Origin of the sequence: Niastella caeni (assembly GCF_004834005.1) — a bacterium.
GTDB classification, from domain to species: domain Bacteria; phylum Bacteroidota; class Bacteroidia; order Chitinophagales; family Chitinophagaceae; genus Niastella; species Niastella caeni.
The window spans coordinates 435,035-455,429 of sequence record NZ_STFF01000003.1; the positions used below are offsets into that span (position 1 = coordinate 435,035).

General features: G+C 42.3%; 14 protein-coding genes and 1 tRNA gene. 11 read left to right on the top strand and 4 right to left on the bottom strand.

Annotation, left to right across the window (positions count from 1 at the left end; genetic code table 11):
- Positions 1-69: 69 nt before the first annotated feature.
- Positions 70-501: a CBS domain-containing protein gene (locus FAM09_RS13075; RefSeq protein ID WP_136577563.1), complete on the bottom strand. Its 432-nt coding sequence runs from the start codon at positions 499-501 to the stop codon at positions 70-72.
- 501 nt (positions 502-1,002) lie between these two features.
- Between FAM09_RS13075 and FAM09_RS13080 the strand changes: the two genes are divergently transcribed.
- Positions 1,003-1,506 carry a YybH family protein gene (locus tag FAM09_RS13080; protein WP_136577564.1) on the top strand — a complete coding sequence of 168 codons (504 nt, stop codon included), beginning with the start codon at positions 1,003-1,005 and terminating at the stop codon, positions 1,504-1,506.
- 257 nt (positions 1,507-1,763) lie between these two features.
- Here FAM09_RS13080 and FAM09_RS13085 read toward each other — a convergent pair whose 3' ends face one another.
- Positions 1,764-2,270 carry an anthrone oxygenase family protein gene (locus FAM09_RS13085; protein WP_136577565.1) on the bottom strand — a complete coding sequence of 169 codons (507 nt, stop codon included), beginning with the start codon at positions 2,268-2,270 and terminating at the stop codon, positions 1,764-1,766.
- A gap of 16 nt (positions 2,271-2,286) precedes the next feature.
- Complete coding sequence (locus FAM09_RS13090) at positions 2,287-3,267, bottom strand: hypothetical protein (protein WP_136577566.1); 981 nt, start codon at positions 3,265-3,267, stop codon at positions 2,287-2,289.
- A gap of 449 nt (positions 3,268-3,716) precedes the next feature.
- Between FAM09_RS13090 and FAM09_RS13095 the strand changes: the two genes are divergently transcribed.
- On the top strand, positions 3,717-6,509 hold the full coding sequence (locus FAM09_RS13095) for a bifunctional aconitate hydratase 2/2-methylisocitrate dehydratase (RefSeq protein WP_136577567.1): 2,793 nt from the start codon (positions 3,717-3,719) through the stop codon (positions 6,507-6,509).
- Between the two features lie 578 nt (positions 6,510-7,087).
- Entirely contained in the window at positions 7,088-7,870 is a 783-nt protein-coding gene (locus FAM09_RS13100; protein ID WP_166437125.1) for an alpha/beta fold hydrolase, read from the top strand.
- Positions 7,871-8,106: 236 nt separating this feature from the next.
- Here the strand turns inward: FAM09_RS13100 and FAM09_RS13105 are convergent.
- Positions 8,107-8,181: transfer RNA gene (locus tag FAM09_RS13105), tRNA-Val, on the bottom strand.
- 249 nt (positions 8,182-8,430) lie between these two features.
- Between FAM09_RS13105 and FAM09_RS13110 the strand changes: the two genes are divergently transcribed.
- The 8 genes from FAM09_RS13110 to FAM09_RS13145 all read left to right on the top strand — a co-directional run bounded on the left by FAM09_RS13110 (position 8,431) and on the right by FAM09_RS13145 (position 20,373).
- Positions 8,431-9,246: a helix-turn-helix domain-containing protein gene (locus tag FAM09_RS13110; RefSeq protein WP_136577569.1), complete on the top strand. Its 816-nt coding sequence runs from the start codon at positions 8,431-8,433 to the stop codon at positions 9,244-9,246.
- A 710-nt stretch (positions 9,247-9,956) separates the two neighbouring features.
- Positions 9,957-10,430: a hypothetical protein gene (locus tag FAM09_RS13115; protein WP_136577570.1), complete on the top strand. Its 474-nt coding sequence runs from the start codon at positions 9,957-9,959 to the stop codon at positions 10,428-10,430.
- Positions 10,431-10,725: 295 nt separating this feature from the next.
- Positions 10,726-12,162, top strand: coding sequence for a hypothetical protein (locus FAM09_RS13120; RefSeq protein WP_136577571.1), 1,437 nt, complete (start codon positions 10,726-10,728; stop codon positions 12,160-12,162).
- Between the two features lie 3 nt (positions 12,163-12,165).
- On the top strand, positions 12,166-12,609 hold the full coding sequence (locus tag FAM09_RS13125) for a hypothetical protein (RefSeq protein ID WP_136577572.1): 444 nt from the start codon (positions 12,166-12,168) through the stop codon (positions 12,607-12,609).
- 2 nt (positions 12,610-12,611) lie between these two features.
- Positions 12,612-14,090 (top strand): hypothetical protein, encoded by a 1,479-nt coding sequence (locus FAM09_RS13130; protein ID WP_136577573.1) that lies wholly within the window; start codon positions 12,612-12,614, stop codon positions 14,088-14,090.
- A gap of 16 nt (positions 14,091-14,106) precedes the next feature.
- The gene (locus FAM09_RS13135; RefSeq protein WP_136577574.1) at positions 14,107-17,628 is read left to right on the top strand and encodes a hypothetical protein; all 3,522 of its coding nucleotides are present in this window, start codon (positions 14,107-14,109) and stop codon (positions 17,626-17,628) included.
- Positions 17,625-18,851, top strand: coding sequence for a hypothetical protein (locus FAM09_RS13140; RefSeq protein WP_136577575.1), 1,227 nt, complete (start codon positions 17,625-17,627; stop codon positions 18,849-18,851). The genes FAM09_RS13135 and FAM09_RS13140 overlap by 4 nt, the downstream gene beginning before the upstream one ends.
- A gap of 142 nt (positions 18,852-18,993) precedes the next feature.
- Positions 18,994-20,373 carry a hypothetical protein gene (locus FAM09_RS13145; protein ID WP_136577576.1) on the top strand — a complete coding sequence of 460 codons (1,380 nt, stop codon included), beginning with the start codon at positions 18,994-18,996 and terminating at the stop codon, positions 20,371-20,373.
- Positions 20,374-20,395: the final 22 nt, after the last annotated feature.

The window sequence follows — 20,395 nt, forward strand, 5'->3', positions numbered from 1 at the left end:
CCTTTCACATCAAAGTGAACCAACGGCACTAACCTATACAGCCAACAATAGTACGATCAAGGGTTAAAATTAGCTCGTAATGTAATGTTCGAGGTTTTGAATAATGAAATCTTTCTGATCGATGATATACTTTACGAGGTCACCGATAGAAACAAGTCCAATTAATTCATTGTCTTCGAGCACAGGTAAATGACGGATATGTTTATCAGTCATCAATTGCATGCAGTATTCGATCTTTGTATCAGGAGTAACAAACACCGGGCCTTCGGTCATTATATCCCGTACCTTGGTCTCTTTTGAGGATCTACCTTTTAATATTACTTTGCGGGCGTAGTCACGTTCTGTAAAAATTCCATCCAGTTTACCATTTTCTTCCAGTACAACCAGTGAACCGAGATTTTTCGTTTCCAGCGTTTCTAAAGCTTCGTACACGGAGCTCTCCGGATTTACCGTATATACCACATGTCCTTTAATTTGCAGTATATCTCTTACCGTATCCATGGTAATCGTTTTAAGAACTATTATACTGTTAAGTTATTCTTTTTTTATCAAATAAAAAATTTTCCCGAAAAAGCCAGTTTTGAGTTATTGAGTTTGTTAGTTACTGAGTTCTGCGTTCTCGGTTCCTGGCTTTGGGGAACCTGCTTTCAGCTTTCCGCTTTAGGCTTTCGGCTGTATTTGCGTAAAGCGTGCAGCGTACAACGTGCAGCCCGTATTGCTTTTGGCTTACAGCTTACAGGCTTTGGCTGTATTGGTAGCTCGGAGCCTGTATTGGGCTTATGACTTACAGCTTTGGGCTGTATTTACGTGAAGCGTGCAGCGTGAGGCGCGAAGCCTGTATTTTCTTTCAACTTTCCCCTGGTCCCTGACAACAATCATTATTTCACTTATCTGTTAGTGTTTGAACGATAAAAGCACACAGCCGATTTGATCAAAATCAAAATCGGGATACTGAACACCTTTTGGTGTATAAAGCCCATACCTTAGTACAAAACCATCAACATGAAAAAGTATTGCTCTCTTTTATTGATCGCAGGCGGTATCTTCTTTATTACCTCCTGTGAAAATACAGCCACCGATAAAGCGGCAGATAAAACCACTACCGACAGCGCTGCAGCCTTTGACCTTGGGAAGGCGAGAGAATGGATAGAAAGTGATAATGCAAAATTTATGGAAGAAGCAAAGAAAGGCGATTCCAATGCGTTGGCGGCACATTATGCTTCCGACGGCTGGGCCATGTTCAATGGCAGCGAACCTTTTAAAGGAAGGGATATAGCTTCGGCCTGGGGCGGCGCAATCAGAATGGGCATGAAAGATATAAAAGTGACTACCGTTGATGTGGTTGGCAATGCAGAACTTCTCGCCGAAACGGGTACGTATGAAATGCTTGGTGAAGGCAATAAAACAATCGATAAAGGTAAATATGTGGTGGTATGGAAACCCGAAGGCGGCGGCTGGAAGATCTACCGCGACATCGGCAACAGCAATATGCCTCCTAAGAAGTAAGGCAACAAGGCATCGAGGCATAAAGGCATAAAGAAAGCCAGGCTTTTTACTTCCTTTATGCCTTTTTCTTTGCGTTATTCCCTTATCGCCCTTTGTTGCTTTTTATTCGGCATTCACTCCATCCTCGCTCTCGTTACGCCTTCCTTTTCTTTGCGCTTGTTTCTATTTTCCCTTTGCTACTTTTTATTTAGCACTGTTCCCTCCCTCTCGTTGCCTCCACTTTGAAGTGTGGCACACTTACATTCATTGATATATCTTCATTCTGCTTTAATAGCATCCTGCTTAACGATGCAAGCCAGTAAAACCAGGATCAAAGCAATGGCATTGAAAAAGGTGCGAATGCCATGCAATTTGTTCCAGGGTTTTTCAAACAGTGCCCGTTGCCGGTTAAGTTCTTCTGCAGAGGTTTGTAAATTAAAACTATCCAATGCATTATTCAGGGGAACATTACCTGCCATAGTAACCCCGAAAGTGCCAACAGTATATACCAGGGTGGCAGCCAGTAAGAAATAAAAACGAAGCGAGGCGGGATGGCTGTAGTGCAACCAGGTACTCAGCGGCAATAATATCAACGTGCCCATAAAGCTCATATAAAATAAGGGGTTCAGAATTTCCCGGTTGATCGCTTGCATGGCAGCGAGGTAACCGGCATCAGGTAAGCGGCCCAATGCACCGTTTACAGAACAGGAATAGGCATAAAAAAGTCCGGCAATAAGCGCTGTAGTAAAAGCAGCGGCCAGAAGCGCGATGTTTGCAAAGGTCATGTACTATTGTTTTAAGTTATTGTGATTGTAAATATTTTTTAATAAGCGTCAGTGCTTCTTCATCAACCATCGTAGTGCCAATGCGTGGCATTCTTCCGGTCGACATTAAACTAATAATACGGTTCTTCCTGGCCGTGATGCGGGTATTTTCAACCGGTATTTCCCAGGCAAAGCGTACGGCGGAACGGGCACAGGAGCCTGCATCGCTATGGCAATGCGCGCAATTCACATCAAGGTAAGCACGTACCCTTTCTGAGATTGAGTATGTTCTATTTTGCCAGGCGGGTAATTTTGAAAACTGGTCCGGGTTAACCGGGTCCATAATACCGGCATTCTGCAAATGCTGTAACTGGTTAATTGACCTGTTATTCCGGTCAACCTCAATATTCAGGTTTCTTACTTTCATTCCAATGGGTATAATGGCGTTATTGGCATTGTGGCAGGTAGCGCAATCTTTTGCAGATGGAATTCGATAGGAAATAGCTTTGCGGTTTCCCTTTTCATCTATCCAGTTGACACTGGTCTTTGATCCGCCGGCAACCAGTATCGCGTCGGTTTGTGTCGCATTCCATACATAGGTGCCCGCCAACCATTGGCCATTATTTTTGATCAGCACTCTTGTTTCTATAAGCCGTTTACCTGCTGACACATTTCTTTTATCGTTAAAGTAATAGAAGGTCTTAACCAGGATGGCGCCATCGGGATATTGGGGAAGTCCATCGTTTGCGGCGGTGATCCTGGAACCTGCGGGCACTTTGATCAGCCGTTGTTTTTCGGCATGATCAGTAAATAAAGAGGTGGCCAGTTCGTACAAATGAAAACCATTGCCGGGAGTAAGCGCCACCGGATCGCCTACAAAAATTTTATAACCCGAGATTTGGGGCAGCAATACACTCCCTTCATTTCCCCTAACGGCGCCGGGATGACTGTACGGAAGGTACGCCGCAGCAACAATAGCTGAAAGCAACAAAACGACAATGGTTATAATCCGGTTCATAATAAGGCGGTTATTATTGAAACCAAAATTATAAGCGCTGCGGGAGGGAAAATAGAAGAAAACCGACACGGGTGGCAATAAAAAGCCCGCCTTTCGCTATTTGGAACAGCGCATGTACCTTGTATATATGAAGAATCCCGTATTTATGCCCCTCTCCGGGTTTATTGGGACCGGTTTACGCTTTACCTTACAGGCCATCAAAAAAATCCTGAATTGGCGTTTACAAAAGTGGTATCTGATTGCAGAACCCAATAAGCCTGCTGCTCACACGAATTTTGCCACTTAAATTATTAACAGACAAGTACTTGCCAAAGTACTAACAAGGATAAATGTCTTTTTTACGCTCCATTAAAGTCCAATCTGTTTTTACATGGAATCTTATTTAGATCACTGTGTAATATTATGGACATTAATTACATTTGCAGCTTAGCATCTAAAAAGAAAATCATATGAGCCGTTACAATGAGTACCTTAAGGAAATTGAAGAAAGAAGAGGACAGGAACTTCATCCGAAGCCAATTGATGGGGCCGAATTGTTAAGTGAGATCATTGCCCAAATAAAAGATCTCAAAAATGTGCACAGAAAAGATTCTCTCAATTTCTTTATTTATAATGTATTGCCAGGAACTACGAGTGCTGCTGGTGTGAAAGCTGCCTTTTTAAAAGAAATCATTCTTGGAACATCTGTAGTAGAAGAAATTTCACCTGCTTTTGCTTTTGAGCTGTTATCACACATGAAGGGCGGTCCTTCTATTGAAGTGTTGCTGGATCTGGCGCTGGGTAATAATGCTTCCATTGCTAAAGAAGCCGCAAAAGTTCTTAAAACCCAGGTTTTCCTCTATGATGCCGACACAGACCGCCTGAAAGAGGCATTCAAAAACGGAAATGCAATAGCAAAAGATATACTTGAAAGTTATGCAAAGGCTGAGTTTTTCACCAAACTGCCCGAGGTACCTGAAGAAATTAAAATAGTAACGTTCATTGCAGGCGAGGGTGATATTTCTACCGACCTGCTCTCTCCGGGTAACCAGGCGCACTCCCGGTCAGACCGTGAATTGCATGGTAAATGCATGATCACACCAAAGGCACAAGCCGAGATCAGGGCGCTGCAGGCTCAACATCCTGACAAAAGCGTGATGTTGATTGCCGAGAAAGGCACCATGGGTGTAGGTTCATCAAGAATGTCTGGTGTAAATAACGTGGCGCTTTGGACAGGCAAACAAGCTAGCCCCTATGTTCCATTTGTTAATATTGCCCCCATTGTAGGTGGCACAAACGGAATTTCACCCATCTTCCTTACTACTGTTGACGTTACCGGCGGCATTGGTATCGACCTCAAAAACTGGGTGAAAAAGGTGGACGCAAATGGCAAGATCGTTCGCAATGAAAATGGCGAACCTATTCTTGAAGAAGTATACTCTGTTGCCACCGGCACCGTTCTTACGATCAACACCAAAACGAAAAAATTATATAATGGCGACCGGGAACTGATTGACATTTCCAAGGCGCTTACGCCTCAGAAAAAGGAATTTATCAGAGCCGGGGGGTCATACGCTATCGTATTCGGTAAAAAGATCCAGACGATCGCAGCGAAGCTCTTAGGTATTGAACCTGCTCCTGTATTTGCTCCGTCAAAAGAAATTTCTAATGAAGGCCAGGGTCTAACAGCAGTTGAAAAGATCTTTAACAGAAATGCCGTTGGCACTACTCCGGGTAAAGTATTACACGCAGGTTCCGACGTTCGTGTTGAAGTAAATATCGTAGGTTCTCAGGATACGACCGGTCTGATGACCGCTCAGGAACTGGAGTCTATGGCAGCTACTGTGATCTCCCCAATTGTTGACGGTGCATACCAGTCAGGTTGTCACACCGCTTCGGTATGGGATAAAAAGGCGCAGGCAAACATTCCAAAACTCATGAAGTTCATGAATGATTTTGGCTTGATCACCGCCCGTGACCCGAAAGGCGAATATCATTCCATGACAGATGTAATTCACAAAGTCCTCAACGATATAACGGTAGATGAGTGGGCGATCATCATTGGTGGTGATTCTCACACAAGAATGTCGAAAGGTGTTGCTTTTGGCGCTGACTCAGGTACCGTTGCACTGGCATTGGCTACCGGTGAAGCGTCTATGCCCATTCCCGAATCAGTGAAAGTAACCTTCAAAGGAGAAATGAAGGATCACATGGACTTCCGTGATGTGGTACATGCTACCCAGGCGCAGATGCTTCAGAAATTTGGCGGCGAGAACGTTTTCCAGGGCAGAATTATTGAAGTGCACATTGGAACGCTTCCTGCTGACCAGGCGTTTACCTTTACAGACTGGACGGCAGAGATGAAGGCCAAAGCTTCTATCTGTATTTCTGACGATGACACCCTGATCAAATCACTGGAAATTGCGAAGGGCAGGATCCAGATCATGATCGACAAGGGCATGGATAACAACAGACAGGTGCTTCAGGGATTGATCAATAAAGCCGATAAGCGGATCGCAGAAATTAAATCAGGCGAAAAACCTGCTTTAAAACCAGATGCGAATGCGAAGTATTATGCTGAAGTGGAGATTGACCTGGACGTGATCGCTGAACCAATGATCGCTGACCCCGATGTTAATAATGCAGACGTTTCCAAGCGCTATACCCACGATACCATTCGCGCACTCTCTTATTATGGTGGTGAGAAAAAAGTAGATCTTGGTTTCGTAGGATCATGCATGGTGCACAAGGGCGATTTGAAAATTGTTTCTCAAATGCTCAAGAACCTGGAAAAGCAACAAGGTAAGGTTGAGTTCCGTGCGCCGCTTGTAGTGGCAGCTCCAACTTACAATATCATTGATGAACTTCAGGCCGAGGGTGATTGGGAAATATTGCAGAAGTATTCTGGTTTTGAATTCAATGACAATGCTCCGAAAAACGCGGCACGTACCGAATACGAAAACATGATGTATCTCGAGCGCCCGGGTTGTAACCTTTGTATGGGTAACCAGGAAAAAGCAGCTAAAGGGGATACTGTAATGGCAACCTCGACCCGTCTTTTCCAGGGAAGAGTTGTTGAAGATTCCGAGCGCAAAAAAGGTGAGTCCCTCCTTGCGTCCACACCAGTAGTTGTTCTTTCTGCAATCCTTGGAAGAATTCCTAATATGAACGAATATAAAGCTGCCGTAGTGGGTATCGATCTTAATAAGTTCGCGCCTCCCCTCAAGAACTTAACTTCGAGCAAAGACAGTCTTACTTACTAGTGCTTTAATAAATCATATTTATTGAAAGAGGTTGTATCAATGATACAGCCTCTTTTTATTCGGTCACCCTTCCAACTTGCCCAAGTGTATGTAGTATATAAACGTAAAAGGGCATAAATAAAGGCTCACTAACCAGGGAACCTTTTCTTTCTGTGGAGTCTGCCGACAGATTGCAGAACCAATTAAAAGAATTTCTTAAGCGTGTTTTTTCTGTGAAACAATTGATAGATAAATTACCCTGCCAATAGCTGGTTTTAATGAACGTTAAAGGGTTGTTGTATATTTAAGAATGAATTATAATTATGCAAAACCGAAGTTCCTAATGATTAAAGGCAATGCCGGGGATATTGGATTTTTTCGACAAGAGAATAACCACCCTGATAGTAAATCAGCGTTTCCACTACCGAGTTAGGAACAAGGCTGATCGTTAACAAAGACAACCGGCTTATATCCTTTCGCAATTAGATAACTACAAATAACACAGAATTCCTAATTCAATGAGACTAGAAGCAAAGTTTTTAATTGTTTTCCTATTGTTCTTTCAATGTTTCTGTACAGAGAATAGGAGAAATAAAAAAATGAACATACACAACAAGGGCGTTTTAATAAATTACAATGACAGTAAAACAGGTGACACCGTTTTACTTTTCATACATGGCTGGGGAATAAATCAAACTTATTGGACAAATCAGGTTTCTTTTTTTTCAAAAAGATTCAGAGTGGTTACGATTGATTTACCGGGCTTTGGAAAATCAGGCAAAAACAGGAAAACCTGGACAGTTAAAGATTATACGGATGACATACATGCTATTTTAACGCAATTGGATTTGAAAAACGTAATTCTTATTGGACATTCAATGAGTGGTTCAATCATTGTAGAAACAGCATTAAATTATCCATCTCGTATTATTTGTGTTATCGGAATTGACAATTTAAAAGATATTGGTCTCCCCCTTACCCCTGAATTGGAAAAAGAATGGGCGGTTTTCTATACAAACGCAAGGAAGGATTTTAAGAGAACTGTTTCTAAAGACATTAATACCCTCTTTGCACCGTCCACTGATAGCCTTATACAAAAAAGAGTTACAGAAGATATTTTAAATTCAGATACAATTATTGCAGTTACGTGTTTGGAAAATCTCGACAAATATCCATTTGCCCAAAAACTAAAATCTCTAAACAAACCTCTTTATTTAATCAATAGCGACTTAACACCTACAGACACGTTAGCGTTTCAAAAAAAGGGAATTGACTATCATCTCCTGAATATGGGAACCACAGGACATTACCCTATGCTTGAAAAACCAGACCGTTTTAATTTACTTTTACAAGAAGCGATTGACAGCCTAAGAGAAAAATAAGCTAAACCCCGGAAACTTTTCTGTAGAGTATACTGGTAGTGGTAGTTGAGCGTATCGCAGATGCTCACAAGCCCCCTGGTAATTGCATAGGAAGTGCATAGGAATTGCATAGAATTTGAATTATACCATGTTATTCCGGTCGCAGGCCCGTGCAGGAAGTACGGGATGCGCTGAACCAACTCAGCCAAACTTTTACCAATAAAAAAAGGCTCACATTGCTGTGAACCTTTCTGCTGTGGGAGTTGACGGGCTCGAACCGCCGACCCTCTGCTTGTAAGGCAGATGCTCTGAACCAACTGAGCTAAACTCCCTTATAATTTTTATTCAATTTTCTAACTATCTGTTTCCCAAATTCCTCGCTTTCTTTCTTTTTTCGCTACCCTTATTCCGTTTTGGGAGTGCAAAGATAAGGGTTGATTGATTTCTCCCAAATTTTTTTTGTATTGATTATGAATATTTTTTCTCTTTTTTTGAAATTATTCCGCCTCCCGGGAAATCGATAAATTGCATGGGTCGCTAAACCGGATCTTTTTTAAATCTTACCTAATTATTCTGCCAAAATGGACTATCGTATTTTTTCTCCGCCTGAAAATTTGAGATCCGTTGTACGGTATTTCTGGGTGCTGGAAAATAACAATCCCGGTAATTCCACCATCATATTTAGTCCGCTGGCTGATGGCTGCCCCGGCATCATGATCCAACAGCCTGATAAAGGTACCTTCCACACCGAGGATAACAGGCAATTGTCCAGTAGCTTCCTATACGGTCAAACCGTTCAACCCACCAAATTGTATTTAACCGGTCAGCTCAACACCGTGGGCGTGTGTTTTCACCCGAATGCCCTGCAGGCTGTTTTTGGTATCGATGCCAATGAGCTCACCGGTACTTGTGTTGATCTGGGACTGATACAACATAAAAAAGAAAGGTATGTGTCCGAGAAACTTCTGACTGCCGCTTCCATTGAAGAGCAAATCAATACCATATCCACCAGTTTGTTTAATTCTCTGCAGTATATGGGTAACCGGCAGGATACCGTCACCCAATTTGCCATGGCTGAAATTCTCCAGGGTAAAGGAGATATTTCCTTTCCAGCGCTGCACAAAAAACTGCAACTCTCCGAACGCACTTTGGAACGGCGGTTCAAGCAATCAATAGGCATTTCCGCCAAACTTTTCTCGCGCATTTGTCGTTTTCAGGAAGCCCTCTCCCAGCTTCGAAAAAACAATTATCAAAAGCTTTCCGATATCGCCTACGAAAATGGTTATGCCGATCAATCGCACTTTATTCGCTCTTTTAAAGAATTCACCGGCGTATCGCCTTTTGACTACCGGAAACAACTGAGTGAAGTAGCTGAAAACTTCCCCGAGATAAAATAGTACTTCTCCCCTATTGCAAAATCAGAGTTCCCCGAAAGAATTTATCATTTCTTGCAGGAAATCCATACATTTTTAAGGAATTCACAAAACCTGACAGGACATCACAAAAGATATAAGGTATTTCCGAAACCTTACAGGAAATCAGAAAACCTTCAAGGAAATCGCAAAATCTGGAAGGAAATCAGAAAAGTTTTAAGGAATTCAGAAAACCTTATAGGAATTCCCAAAAGTTGTAAGGAATTTGAAATTCCTTTAAAAAAATTACGCCTGTTTGCTGTAACACGTTGGTTTTTAGTAGAACCATGACCATATATTGATAACAATCACCAAAATACACGTAACATCGGGCGAAAACAAAGCAACATAGCCCCTTCGCAAGCCTGCAATGACCCAAAAACAGGCAACCTTGCACAGAAACTGCGCAACAATAGTGCTTTGCAATTCAACATGGCCACAAAATCAAGCTGTAAATCCTTCTTGCATACTAACAATATAGCGCTGCAAGCCAACTATCATCAATAAACAGGCAACCTTGCACCGAAACTGCGCAACAATAGTGCTTTGCAATTCAACATGGCCCAAAACCAACCTACCTGTTCACGTTATTAATTAAACATCCCACATAAAATACGTGAAAAACACCTGCTATTATTCTATCAATTCTTTGTAACCTCACATCTCCAAGCAATCACCTATAAACTTCCAGCAAAATGAAAAATGCATCCTTGTATGTAACCCTGTCTTTAGCCGTTACAATATTTTGTTGCCAAAGTTGTGAATCGCGAATAAAACCCCGAATATTCCCCACTTCGGATAATACCACCCAGGCCAACACCAACAGATCATTGGGCGATTTTGAACGCCAGCTAACGGCTGACGGATATTTCTGGCAAAGTGGCGAAGATGCTAATACAGCAGAATTCCTGTTTAGAAAAGACGGCACGGCTGTAATAATATATGGAACCTACCGGATTACAGAATGTGGTAAATGGTTTTATGACCAATCTAAAAACCAATTACAGGTTGCATGGGCCGAGTCGCCACAAACAGTAGTTCAGTTTAACTCAAATGAACCTGATTGGAGTAAAATTACTTTTAGTACTCCAATATATAATCGGGGCACGGCAGAACTGGTTCGACTTAAACTACTGGACGACCGGTTCAACATAAACTGCTCCGAATAATTTAAGCAGCCTTTGAAATATTTGATTCTATTTTATATATTTGTTCACTTACGGTTCGCTATACATATTTTCCCAGCCAAACATAACAGGTAACCGCCTGTTTATTCTTCACCCGGATAGTCAATAATTGCGATTCCCCCAACCAGTGTTGCATTAAGCGTAAACGTTCGTTTACTTGCTGATTTTGATCCCGATCCGATCGGGACCGAAATCTCAAAATCCCGAAATCTCCGTATACCTGGGTTACCTGTTTGTATTATATCAATTACCTAAACCAAACAATAACCTTTTCACTTTGCCTAAAACTTACATCTTAACAACACTATCAGCCCGGTTGGCTGTTATTGGTATGCTATTGCTTTTTAGTTGCAGCGATGCCGTAAAAAGCAGACAACGTAACAGAACCGAAAAACAGTTACCGGAAAAGGGAAAAACCGTCGCTGTTACCCCAACTTACGTCAGGGCCAAATACAACATACTGATCGAGAACTCCGGCAGCATGAACGGTTACGTTGCCCAAAGCTCCGATTTTAAAGACGCTATATTCGGCCTTATTACCGATCTCAGATCGAAGAATGTCACTGATGTAATAAATATCTATTACATCAACCAACAGCTTTGCCCGCAAAAAATGGGTGCCATGCCCAATGAGATCGAATACTTTTTTACGCACCTGAACCCCGCCAGCTTAAACCGTTCGGGTTGCGGCACCCACACGTCCTTCATTCCCGAGATCATTCAAAAAGCGGTTAACTCCAATACCAATGACGTTAACATCCTGATCTCGGATTTTATTTTTTCCGACAGCCTGGGCGCTTCTACCCAATACCTCGAAGCAGCCAAGAACACGGTAAAGCTTTACCTGTCGGAAGCCCTGAAAAACCGGGAGATCTCCATGATCATTTTAAAACTGAACTCCCAGTTTGAAGGCTTCTACTATATGGAAAGCAAACGTCCGCTTAAGGTTGACCTTTCCAATAAAAAGATCAGGCGCCCCTACTACATTATTATTTTCGGCAACCAGGCGCCGCTTGAGCATTTCCTTTCCAAAATAAACTTCAATGATTACAAAGGCTTTGAAAACAGTTACTACCTGTTAAAGCCAGCCGGCAGCCGGCCCGCGGCCAAGATCGTACGCAATAATAAAATCGGCGACTACGAAATTGAACAACCTTCTACCAACCTGGTGATCAATAACGCCAAAACCGGTGGCAGAAATGGGGATGAGGAAGTCTTTCAGTTTTCCTTAGCTGCCAATCTCGATTTTCTGAAGATGGATGACTCGTACATAACCGATCCCGGTAACTACAATGTCTCCAACAACTACACCATTACTTCTATTACCAGGAATACCGACGAAACCAATGAAAGCTTAAAAGGCTATACACACCTGTTCACCTGTAAAACTTCCGACCTGAAGCCATTGCAGGAAGTATCGATCCGACTGAAATCAAAGCTTCCCTCCTGGGTGCAGGCGTCTTCCACGGTCGACGATTCCAACCCATTCGACTCTGCACAACAACGGCAAACTTTCGGGTTCGAATACCTGGCCCGAGGCATCAGTGAAGCTTATGCCAATCATAACGAAGGCAAAGAACAATTGGCGATCACCATAAAAATAAGCAAGAACAAGTATGCGGAGCATGGTAAAACATCCAGCTTCCCCTGGTGGATCGTAATAGTACTGGCAGCACTTTTTGGAATCATTATCTGGATAAAAAACAAAAAATAAAATATGGATTGGCTGATCGCTTTTTTCGAATCGCTGAACCTGTATTCATCGCAAAACGGGCTGGGTGAACACCTGCAGGGGCTGGATGTGCAGTGCAATGATTATACAGGCAAGTCGATATACTACATGGTATTCATCTGGATGTTTACCGTGAATTCGCTCGTGATCATTAATTATTACTATGGGCTCTTTAACCGGCGACCATTCAACCGCTGGTGGTGGTGGCTCATTAATGTACTAACGGGTACCGCTATCATTTTCACGGTTGCCTTCATGTATCCCAACAATGATCTTATAACCGGCAATTATTGTAAAGACCTTCAAATCTCAGAGCTCGATTGTGTTGGCTTTGGCTTAACGGCGGCCATTTATTCATTTATCTGGTGCTGCTTGTTAACCCTTTTGATCAAATGGAAAAGTAGTGTCAACAAAAAAGTCCCTGTTTAATTATGGCAAAATTATTCTTATTCGCAATAGGCGGAACCGGATCACGAGTGGTAAAAGCGCTTACCATGTTGCTGGCTTCCGGCGTTAAAATAGATAATACAGATACGATCATTCCCATTATCATTGATCCCGACAGCGCCAACGGCGATCTTACGAGAACGGTAGAAATACTGAAACTGTACAAGGATATCAGGGAAAAATCATATTCCGATCAAACGCAGTTCTTTAAAACAAAGATTGCTTCGCTGGATGAACTGGATGATAATGGCTTTGTATCAGACAATTTCAGGTTCGAAATTGACGGCGTAAAAGACCAGCTTTTTAAAGGTTTTATCGGGTACAATGAACTGGATAAAAACAATAAAGCCTTTGCCACGCTGCTTTTCTCAAAAGCCAACCTGGAAGCAGAAATGGAAGTTGGTTTTAAAGGCAACCCCAACATAGGTAGTGTAGTGTTGAACAAGTTCAAATACTCTGAATTCTTCAGAAAATTTGCCTCGCATTTTGAACAGGATGACCGGGTATTTATCATCAGTTCTATTTTCGGCGGAACCGGAGCAGCCGGCTTTCCACTGATCCTGAAAAACATCCGCGATGCCAAACATCCAATACCGCATCATCACTTTTTACAAAATGCACGTATTGGGGCCGTCACCATTCTGCCCTACTTTGGGGTAGACAAAAATGACCAGACCACCATCGACAGCAACACCTTTATTTCAAAAACAAAAGCGGCGCTTGCTTACTATTACCGCAATGTAACCGGCAACAACTCCATTAATACCCTTTATTATATCGGCGACAAAGTAACCAATGAACAAAAAGGCGCCGATGGCGCTGCTGATCAAAAAAACAAAGCCCATTTTATTGAACTGGCCGCAGCCCTTTCCATTGTTGACTTTATGAGCATCCCCGACGAAGACATGGTAACCAACAATGGGCAGGCTGTTAATCCCCTGTACCTTGAATTTGGGTTACAAAAAGAAACTACTTCCGTGGTCTTTAACGACCTGGCGAAAGAAACGGCAGAACTGGTAGCAAAGCCGCTTACCCAGTTCGCCCTGTTTAAAAGTTTTATGGAAAATCATTATGAAGAATATGCAAAGGCGAGCGGGGAAGCATGGGCCACGCATGGCAATAACAAGTTAACCAAAGAGGTGCTGAACAACCGGTTCAGAACAAGCATACACTCGTTCAATACCCACTTCGACGACTGGTTAAATGAAATGGCTGCATCAAACATTGCATTCAGTGCCATCGATAATTCAAAAAACGGCAAGGATTTCTACAACCTGGTAAACGGCAATCCCGCCAAAAAGGGATTCTTTAAAAAAGTGTTTGATGCATCAGGCCTCGATCATTTCCTGGGCGTATTGTCAAAAATGGAGCCCGATTATGATCATTTAAAAAGCAGTCAGAAATTGCTGGCCCTCTTTTCAAACGCAACAGAAGAAGTAACACTACAGGAAATTAAACTTTGATCTTAATTATTCAAGTATGAGCAAAATATTTCGGTTACATACCGGGAGCAGTGAAAACATCGAGCACTGGCAAACAATTACCAGCGCCCTTACAGAAACGTTCATCAACTCAATTGATGATCCCGCGGGCTCTACGGCACATACCCAGATCACCTCGATCCCTTCTCCTTTTGCCCGCATGGACCTTGTGCGGACCGCCTTTCAATATGTGAACAGCAAAAAAAAGCTCGATGGCACTACCATTTACCACCGCATGGTATCTGACTGCCTCGATGTGGCAGAAATATTTTTCAATATCGATGCCCTCCACGATAAAATAGAAGTGCTGGAATGGAACTCCGGCATTACCCTTAATGGCGGGCAGCTCGACGTGGAAGCCAACAGCGATCTGGGAAAGTTGATCCTTTCTTCCAACCCCAAACATAAGCTGTTAGGCGAAACGCTAAAAATGTTCCTTTTCCAGGACCAGAAAGCTTTTAATTTTTCCGATCTCAAACATTGTTATTTACTCAACTACAAGCATGGTCCTGAACTGATAAACATCATTGGCGGCACGTCGCCGGCCACCCTGTTCTTTTCCTCAGCCAACGATCTGTCGTTCGTTGATATTTCGTTTGCCAATGACCGGGTGTTCGATAACAAATACTTTCCCCTGTATAAACGAGGCAGGGATTTTATTAAATTCTTTTACTCATTCCGGGCAGCCTTTCCCCGCTTTTCAGAAGTGTTCCCGGATATCAATACCTACCTTGACCTGACCGTTGAAATGCTTGACGATGCCATGAAAGATACCATCAGGGCAATGGATGAAACGAACTATCAAAGCGAGTATGTAGAAATTGTTGTACACGCAGAAGGGAACAATGCAGAGATCCTGGGCACCAAGCTCCGAACAAAAAATTACGGCGTAATACCCTCCGGCGATGATAATGATTTCATCATTGAAGCTTCGCGGATCGTTGAAGGACTAACACCTTGTGTATTACCTAATGAGCCGTTCAATGAACCGCTGAAATATGCCGGCGGCACCTGGCAAAGGAACTACCATGAAAATGTACCTTATGCCGACGACAGACCCTTACAGGAACGTACGCTGCCCAATCAAACCCATATAAAATATCCTTACCTCACCGTAAGCGATTTGCTGGAGCCGTACCTCATCAGGCTGCCCTACCCTATTGACAATGGCAAATTTTTTAATGGGCATTATGAATTCAAGGCAAGCGAAAAAGATCACGGCTTTGCATTACCTGTAAAAAAGAATTTCTTCGAATACTTTACGATCGCCGACCTGCAGGGCACCGTGGCAGATGGCAAAAAAAGATTCGAGCTGCAACCCCTGCCTGCAGGCGTGAAAGCCGTATTACGTATCCCCATTAAAAACAACCGCTATATTCAATTTACCAGGTTGTATGCTTATAACCAGTTTCACGACAAAATTCAAAAAGCCAATGAAAAGGAAAACCAGGGTATAATAACAGAGAACCAGTTTACGCTGGCTATTTATCCGTTCATAAAGCTTAACCCTGGCATCAACCCGCATTACCGCGTATTACTTGTAGACAGGGATGTTCAGCCCCTGACCAAACACCACCATTACTCCTTAAACTTTTTTGACGAGAGTAATCCGGGCAAGCCACTGCAATTACAGTTACCGCGGTTACGAAGCAGTAAAGATCAGGCGCAGGGCGTAACCACCAAATACCATATTATCGAAAACAATTTCTCCTTAATTGAAATTAGTAATAATAACAGCACCGGCCTGCTGATCCCTTTATTCAAAGCGCAACCCGTTGCGGCAAAATCATTCAAGTTTGCCATTGATTTCGGCACCACCAATACGCATGTTGAATATAAAGTTATAAATGAAGACGCCAAGCCATTTGATATCACTGAAAAAGACGTACAGGTGGGCACGCTGCATTCGCCAACAGAAGAAACAGAAATATATTTAAAGAATCCTAAACTGGGATTCGGCGCCGATGACATCATCAACATAATAAAAGAAGAGTTCTGTCCTTTTATAATCAATCAGAGCACCCAATATAAATTTCCGCAACGAACGATCATTGGTGACAACGGCTCTTTTAATCCAAATGAAGCCAATTTTGCCCTGGCTGATTTTAATATCCCCTTCTGGTATTTAAAAGAAGATCTTAGGTTGAGCAGTGAGATAACACCCAACCTCAAGTGGGTCGACTTCAGCAACGATGCCAGGCTTGCCAGAAGGACCAAAGCTTTTTTAAAACAGCTTTTCCTGATGATCCGTAATAAAGTTCTCCTGAACGGCGGTGATTTGGCGGCCACCGAAATTGTATGGTTCTACCCATCGAGCATGCCGAAATTCAGAAGGGATTTCTTTCAGAAATCATGGGAAGGTTATTACCACCGGTATTTTCCCAATGCTGCCAAACTGAACAAAATGTCGGAATCATTTGCACCTTTCTATTATTATTATCACAAAGAAAATGTAAGGCCACACGACCGGCCGGCAGTAAGCATCGATATCGGCGGCGGCACAACGGATATCGTCATTTATCATAGCGAAAACCCTATCGCGTTAACCTCATTCACCTTTGCAGCCAATGCCATCTTTGGTGACGGTTATGGCAATACCTCATCATATAACGGTTTTGTACAACGATACGAAGGCAAAATAAAAGAAGCACTATCCGGCACCTCTGCCAATCAATTGATCAATATATATGACAATTTAAAGCAGAAGAACTCCAGCTCAGTAGAACTGATCGAATTCTTCTTTTCGCTGGAAGATAACAAACTGATAAAAGACAACAAGATCCCCCTGTCGTTTTCAAATATGCTGGCTGAGGACAATGACCTGAAGCTGGTGTTTATCTTTTTCTATGCCGCTATCGTTTACCATGTAGCCAGGCTCATGAAAGCAAAACATTTGCCCGTTCCTGAATACATTACTTTTAGTGGCAATGGTTCCAAGGTCGTAAAGCTGGCGGGCGGCGGTTCAGATCTTTCGTCTTTGCTGGATTATACCAAAATTATTTTTGAAGATGTATATGAAACAAAATCCCCGTCAATAGAATTCCGGTTTTTCAAAAGCCCTAAAGAGATCACCTGCAAAGGAGGATTGGAATGCACCAACTTTAGCCGGTTCGAAAGACTGGAACAAGATATAAAAACAGTATTGATAGGATCAGAATCTCCACAGCTTATTCCCGATGTTTCCCTGCATTATACGCAGATCGAAAACCAGGAAGTAATTAATTCGGTAAACAAGGAAGTGGCCACATTTATAGACAGGTTTTTCAGTTGGAATACAAAATTCAATTATTACCAGAATTTCGGTATCAACCCGAAAGGCCAGCAGGAATACAAGGATCTACTAACCAGCAAAATAAAGGTAGATCTCATTAGCGGCATAAAAGAAAAGCTAAAAGAAACCCACGATAATGTGGACATTAATATTGAAGAAACCTTATTCTTTTACCCGGTTGCGGGCGCCATTAACAGGCTTGCTTATAAGATCCACAATAATTTACAAGTAAAAACCGCCATGATATGAAGAAGCTGCTGCTCCTGCTGATGGTGCTTGTTGCAAACATTGGTTGTATTGCCCGGCAAACGAATGAACCTGCCCTGAAAAAAGCAAAGGATTATATTAATTACAAAATTACCTATTGGGTCCTTGTAGAAAGAAAAAAGGCGAACGCTGTAAAAGAAAAAGATCTTGACTCAATAAAATCCGAAATCGGGAATATAACCATTGACAATGTCACTGACTTTCAAACGTTGTCAAAAACATTAGGCGTCAAATTCAAAACAGCATTCGACAACATAACCAATCCCATAAACAATATTGAAGTACGTCAATATGCCTCCTATCCGCCGGCAGATGCTGCCGATCAATTAACACAAAGATGTTTTGAAGAACTGAAAACCCATTACCCAGGCATATACGACGCAATTGTTATACACCAGGAAGCATTAACAAAAACCGTAGCTCAATATTTAGTTGAAAAAACGCCGCCCCCACCTGGCGAACAGGAAACAACTGAAACCATTCCTAAGGAGATAGTAAACGCTCAAAATGATCCGCCACCTCCACAATCTTTTAACATGCTTTACCTGGTATTAAATTTCGTTTCGATCCTGGCTGTGATCGCCCTCTTTTTATATCTGCGAAAGGAGAAAAGTAAGATGGAACAAAGGTTACAGCCGTTTGATGAATTTCTACAAAGCGAAAAAGAGACCGTCAGTCGCCGAAGGAAAGATGAATTTCTTTCTTCTTTGAATAATAACAATAAAGCCCCGTTGAATGGTGAAGACATAGAGAAAACCATTGAAGGCAGTAATTGTTTTCAAACCTTAACGGCCGAAGTGAAAGTATTGAAAAAATTACTGGACCAGAACAATAAAGGCAATAGATCTATGTATGACAATTCTGAACATTTGATGGGAAAAACAGACCCCATGGATATCTTTTACATGAGTGGGCCGGTAAACAATTATTTTCCCAATTCAGCTAAATCATTGAAGAAAGAAGGCACGGTGTACAAATTTACCGTTAGTAAAAACAAACAGGAAGCCAGCTTTGAGACCCACACGGCAGGCGCACCGGTAAGTGAAATTGTTAAACGGATCGAATCCTACATTAAACCAGCCTGTGATGAAGACAATTTGCCCGATCTAAATACCAAAAACATCATAACCAAGAAAAGAGGCACCGCAATATTGGAAGGCGATAAATGGGTCATTAAAACCAAAGCCGTAATACACTATGAATAATTTCCAGTTCACAGAGATTATTGGGGTATGCATTATTATTTGCTTTCAGCTTGTTATTTTCTTTAAAACCAAAAAACAGATCGCTGTTTACAGAACCATTTTCCCGAACGCAGATTGTTTTGAAATTATTAAACCCGGCCTGTTGAAACAATACCTTGAATTACAACCCGCCGAGCTGCTTACGCATTTAGACAAATATGCAGAGGAAAGCATGCCCGCTGTAAGCCAGCCCGTATTTGTAGGCATGGGCGGTTTCAAATTACAGGAGGAAGACCATCGCATTTTCATTGATCTCATAAACAAAAAGAAAGGCGGCAATAAGGTTACCAATAAGATCATTTATGCCATAAATACGTATCTTATCAGGAACCGCGGCGTTGCATCGGATTTTCATCTGATAAAAGATGTAGTGGAAAGAAATACCGATGCTATAGAAGAAGACATTAACCAGTCTGTTTCCCTGCCGTTGTATCTTGGTTTGCTTGGAACTTTCCTGGGCATTGTATTCGGGCTCTTCCAGATAGCGGGGGTTGATTTCGCAGCCGACACAACTGCGCTGAACACGGCCATATCCCTGTTACTGGATGGCGTAAAAATAGCCATGATCGCCAGCTTTACCGGGCTTTTGTTTATGGTGATCAATAGCGGCTACACCTTCAAAGGCGCTAAATCACTGGTAGAAGAAAAGAAGAACGATTTCTATACGTTCATTCAAACCGACCTGCTGCCCCTATTGAACCAGAACATCAACTCTACCCTGTTCTCTTTACAAAGCAACCTGCACAAATTCAATGAAGAGTTCAAAACCAATGTTGGCAAATTAGGGTCGGTAATGGGCAAAAATTACGACACCATTATAGCACAGGAAAAAATACTGGATGCCCTGCAAAAAATAGATATTTTATCGTATGCAGATGCTAATGTAAAGGTGCTTCATCAATTGAAGTTAACCACCGGCCGGTTTGAAACGTTTAACCAATACCTCACCAATGCCACTGAGCTGGTTAATCAGGCTACCCTGTTTACCCAGTCGATGGAGGAGATGATGAAACGAACAGACAACCTGAATCTATTGGGCGAAAAGATCGTTTCGGTATTTGAAGAAAACCAGGCACTGGCCAAATTCCTGCAAAACCATTACAGTGCATTAGACGAAAGTCATCAGCTAATAACGCAAGCCGTAAATGGCATTGGCAATACGCTTGACGAAAGCCTGGTCAAATTAAAAGAGTTCACCCAGGATCGCATTACCGAAGTACAGAAAATAACATTAAAGGAAATAGACCTGATGGAAAGCCAGTACCCTGAAAGATGGAAAAAGCTTGACAACCTGGCATTCCTGGAAACAGTGAACAAACACCTTACCGATATGAAGATGAGCACCGCTGCACAGATCGGTAGTGTTGCCAATGAAGTACGGACATTAAATGACAATATGGTCAACATACAAAAAGCGATCCTCACCCGTGGCAGCCGTAAAAGCAGTTTTAAAAAATTATTTGATTGGGTAAAATCAATATAGGCATACAACCAACCTGAACCAC